The organism is Methylophaga sp. UBA5088 (assembly GCF_002414625.1).
In the GTDB taxonomy this organism is placed as follows: Bacteria; Pseudomonadota; Gammaproteobacteria; order Nitrosococcales; family Methylophagaceae; genus Methylophaga; species Methylophaga marina.
Map to the genome: position 1 here is coordinate 2712 of NZ_DIAC01000133.1, position 4152 is coordinate 6863.

The 4152-nt window shown below is 47.6% G+C and carries 4 protein-coding genes; 3 read left to right on the top strand and 1 reads right to left on the bottom strand.

What is annotated here, in order from left to right:
- The coding region (locus tag B4K20_RS16430; RefSeq protein ID WP_289283744.1) for an ABC transporter permease at positions 1 to 1038 on the top strand (1038 nt) is incomplete at its 5' end.
- Entirely contained in the window at positions 1035 to 2048 is a 1014-nt protein-coding gene (locus B4K20_RS16435; protein ID WP_289283745.1) for an ABC transporter ATP-binding protein, read from the top strand. The genes B4K20_RS16430 and B4K20_RS16435, both read left to right, overlap by 4 nt.
- 199 nt (positions 2049 to 2247) lie before the next feature.
- Here the strand turns inward: B4K20_RS16435 and B4K20_RS16440 are convergent, their stop codons facing one another.
- Positions 2248 to 3033: a response regulator transcription factor gene (locus B4K20_RS16440; RefSeq protein ID WP_289283746.1), complete on the bottom strand. Its 786-nt coding sequence runs from the start codon at positions 3031 to 3033 to the stop codon at positions 2248 to 2250.
- A gap of 329 nt (positions 3034 to 3362) precedes the next feature.
- On the opposite strand from B4K20_RS16440, the gene B4K20_RS16445 reads away from it, so the two are divergent.
- Positions 3363 to 4001, top strand: coding sequence for an inverse autotransporter beta domain-containing protein (locus tag B4K20_RS16445; protein WP_289283747.1), 639 nt, complete (start codon positions 3363 to 3365; stop codon positions 3999 to 4001).
- The last annotated feature ends 151 nt before the right edge of the window (positions 4002 to 4152 follow it).

A 4152-nucleotide genomic window follows, 5' to 3' on the forward strand; every position in this document is an offset into this window, starting at 1 on the left:
TTGCTCGGCAGCCTGTGGTCAGTGGTTTTACCGCGTATTGCTAATGGTATCGCTGCTGGTGTCTTACTCGCAGCCATGTATGCCCTCTCTGACTTTGGCACGCCAGCCATTTTAGGGCTGGATACCTTCACCCGCATGATTTATGTGGAATACAACAGCTTCGGTCTCAGCCAAGCGGCGATGCTATCACTGCAATTGCTGGTGATTGTGGGACTGATCCTGTTTATTGAGTCACGGGTCAAAGGCACACACGAAAGACCAGGGAAATCCCTCACCTTATGGCCCGGTAAACTACGCACCTCTGCAATGTTGCTGGCTTCAATGCCTGTTATTGCCTTGTCTATCTTATTACCACTAGCTGTTTTTGGTATCTGGCTTTGGCGTGAAGGCGCCGGTAACTTTGAACTGGTTTATGCCTGGAACTCAGCCTATGCTGCCTTCTTCGCTGCCATTGCTACCGTCATCTTTGCTTTACCAGTCGCACAGGCAGCCATCAGTGGTAAGTTTGGTCGCCTGATGGAACGCGTAAGTTATCTCGGTTTTGGTGTGCCCGGTATTGTTATGGGCACCGCATTGGTCTATGTCGGCTTACAACTTTCCTTCCTTTACCAGACACTAACTCTGTTGGTGTTGGCCTACGTGATGCGCTTCTTGCCACTTGCAGTTGGTTCTATTCGTTCGACTTCTGAACGCCTTGATCCAAGTCTGGTAAAAGCGGCTCGATTACTAGGGGCCAGCCGGAAAGAAGCATTCCGTCGCATCACCTTACCCCTGAGCATTCGTGGCATTGTTGCCGGTGGCGCTTTGGTATTCCTTGAAGTCATGCGAGAATTACCGGCAACGCTGATCCTGAGCCCGCTAGACTTTGAAACATTGGCCACCTATTTATGGCGCGTTTATGAAGCCGGTTATTTTGGTCAGGCAGCCATCCCCGGATTGTTATTAGTAGTGATTTCCGCTCTGGCTATGGCCATCATGTTTTATGGTGAGCGTTGGAACCAGACGGATGTCATCGAAGAGGAACCCTCTCTCTCATGATTGAAGTGCAGAATGTTTCTGTCCATTACGGGCAGAAAAAAGTGGTGGATAATCTCAGCTTTACACTCGGTGATGCTGAGTTGTTGACACTGGTTGGCCCCACAGGCTGTGGTAAAACCACCATTCTCCAAGCATTAGCTGGACTCATTCCCATTTCCAAAGGCACAATCAAGCTGGGCTCACAGACGGTCACAGCCAGCAAAACCATTGCCCCGGAAAAACGTCAGGTCGGTATGGTATTTCAAGACTTCGCCTTGTTTCCTCACCTGACCGTCATAGAGAATGTCAGCTTCAAACTGAAAGACAATGCTAAAGCCGACCATTGGATCGAATTACTGGGCCTGACGCCTTGGCGTGATGCCAAACCGGCAAACCTCTCAGGCGGTCAAAAACAACGTGTGGCACTAGCTAGAACGTTGGCACATGAGCCTGCCTTTGTGTTGCTGGATGAGCCACTCTCCAATCTGGATGCAGCCTTAAAAGATGATTTACGTTGGGAAATTCGTCAGGCACTAAAAGAAGCAGGTGTACCAGCCATTTGGGTCACCCATGATCAGGAAGAAGCCCTGTCTGTTGGTGACCGTATTGGCATCCTCAAAGACGGCAAACTACAACAAATCGACACACCAGAAAACTGCTTTAGTAAACCACAAAGTCGCTTTGTAGCTCGTTTTCTCGGTGATGCCAGCTTTCTACCCGGCACACTTAATACCGGTAGTAACATTGTCGCCACTGCTTTAGGTAATGCACCAGCCTCCCCCGTCAATGATGCACAAGGTGAGGTGGATTTATTACTTAGACCTGACGATCTCTCATTAACGCTCGACGAAGGGGGTAATGGCGAAATTATCTGGAGTCGTTATGAAGGCAGTGCTCGTCTATATGGAGTCAAAACCGATGCTGGAGCAACGGTGAAAATTCGTTGCAGTCATGAAAACATCGCAGAACCAGGTCAGCGTGTGATGATGCATATCATTACGACACATCCTCTAGCCGTTTTCGAGCGCTAAACACCAATTTTACGATGTCAGAAAGCGATAAATGGGATCATGGATTCGCCACGCTGAGCGAATAACAGGTCCTAAATAAGACGAGATTGTGGCGTTCTAACACTGAACGGATGCCATTCTGATGATGCCTGACTAGCTCCGATTTCAGTAGCATGACACACTGAAAAAAGTGTTCAGATTTTTCTCTTGGATAGAAAGTTTATTCTTGTGTTTCGCCAAGCCATAATGAAATAAGCCCATTGCGACCACGCACACCAAATTTACGACAAATACGAACGCAATACGTGTGAACCGTACTATGACTTAGGCCCAGCTCATCGGCAATCTCGGCCTCTGTCTTCTCAGTGAGTAGGCCACTCAACACCCGACGCTCGGCTGCAGTCAGTGTTTCTTCGGCGAGATAAATACCATGATGCAATGTGACTTGTTTTTGGAACCACTTTGTCGGACGCACGGCATAATCCAATAACTGGCGTTCTGCTTCACCAAAATTCACCCAGTCTTTACCGCCGCGTTCAAATATCATCCATGATTCCACATCAGGGCTGATTGGCGTCGCCACGAAAATGACATCACGAATATCAAATGGCACAAACAGCTTTTTATAAATCTCCGACTCAAACCATTCTGGTGGCACCATCTCATGTTTAATATTGATTCTGAATGTGCCGGCATTCTTAAGGTTAGCAAGAATACTGGGATCAACCTGACCACTATCGAGCCGACGGTAGTGTTCTTTTCGAACAGCTTCACGTTCGGCGGTATGATGCAGATAATAATTGTGGCGAGCTCGCCAGCCAGAGGCCGGGTCATTTTCAGCAATAGCTTCAATTCTTAACGAGCCTATCCAGTAGGCCTGCTGAGCATCAACCAGATCGGCCAGTCTTTGCAGTGTGTTGTCTAACATTTCCAGTGAACGAGATGCACTGCTAGCCGCCATCTCATCCCAAAGTTGATGAATGGCTTGTTTTTGAAAGTCTTCCATGTGTGTTTCTATAACTTAATTATCAAAAGTGTCACTAATCAGTGACTATCACCGCGTTGTGTCTTTACCTAATATGCATGTCTGAATTTTCGCTTTAACAAACACATTTCAGTCAGATTGTTAAACCGTTTGTTCTAACCGAATAACAACTTTTTGTTTTGAAAAATCTTTGATTTGTCGAAATTCTGCGAGGATTTTCGGCGAAAAAGCAAAAAATATGCTGCATTACATATCGATAATGCACTGCGAAGAGCATGGATGCAAATCTCACTCAACCTTTGTTCATGTTCAGCCAGCATCAAATGAAAATTTAGAAGTAAGGAACGTTGATGAACAAAACACTGCTTTCTCTCATGCTCACCGCCAGCTTTGTCACTATCGCTGACGCCAAAGCTGAAACAGCCCCCTCAACTGATAAGTGGCAGCCACGCATCGACTTTGAAGGCAAACTGGGTAACGAGCGTAGCCTGGGTGAAGCAGATTTATTGATACCGCTTTGGCAAAACAACGACAGTCTGCTGTTTGCCAACCTACGCGGCCGTATGGATAACGATGACAGCTACGAAGGCAATATCGGTGTGGGTCTTCGCCACATGCTGGACAATGGTTGGAACCTCGGTGGCTATGGTTATTTTGACCGTCGTAAAAGCCCCTATGACAATTTCTTCAACCAAGTGACCTTAGGTGTCGAAGCCTTGTCGATGGACTGGGATTTACGAGCCAATGCCTATATCCCCGTAGGAGAAACTAGCCACTTTGAAGAAAGTTTAGACACGGTCGATTTTTCCGGCACAGCTATCACCTATCGTGCCGGTGAAGAACGTTCCATGAGCGGTTACGACGCTGAAATCGGTTGGCGTATACCCGTATTTTCTCCCGAGGACGATAAGCAATTACGTATCTATGCCGGTGGTTACCGGTTTACCGACAGCCGGGCAGAATCATCCAGGGACCGCGTGCAAGATTAGAGATGAAATTCAACGCATTACCTTTCTTGTCGAGAGGTTCGCGTTTATCGCTGGGGCTGGAATACCAGCATGACGATCCGCGTGGCAGCCAGCGTTTTGCCATGTTGCGACTCAGCATTCCATTGGGGGGCACAAAGGCTAGATCAAGTCG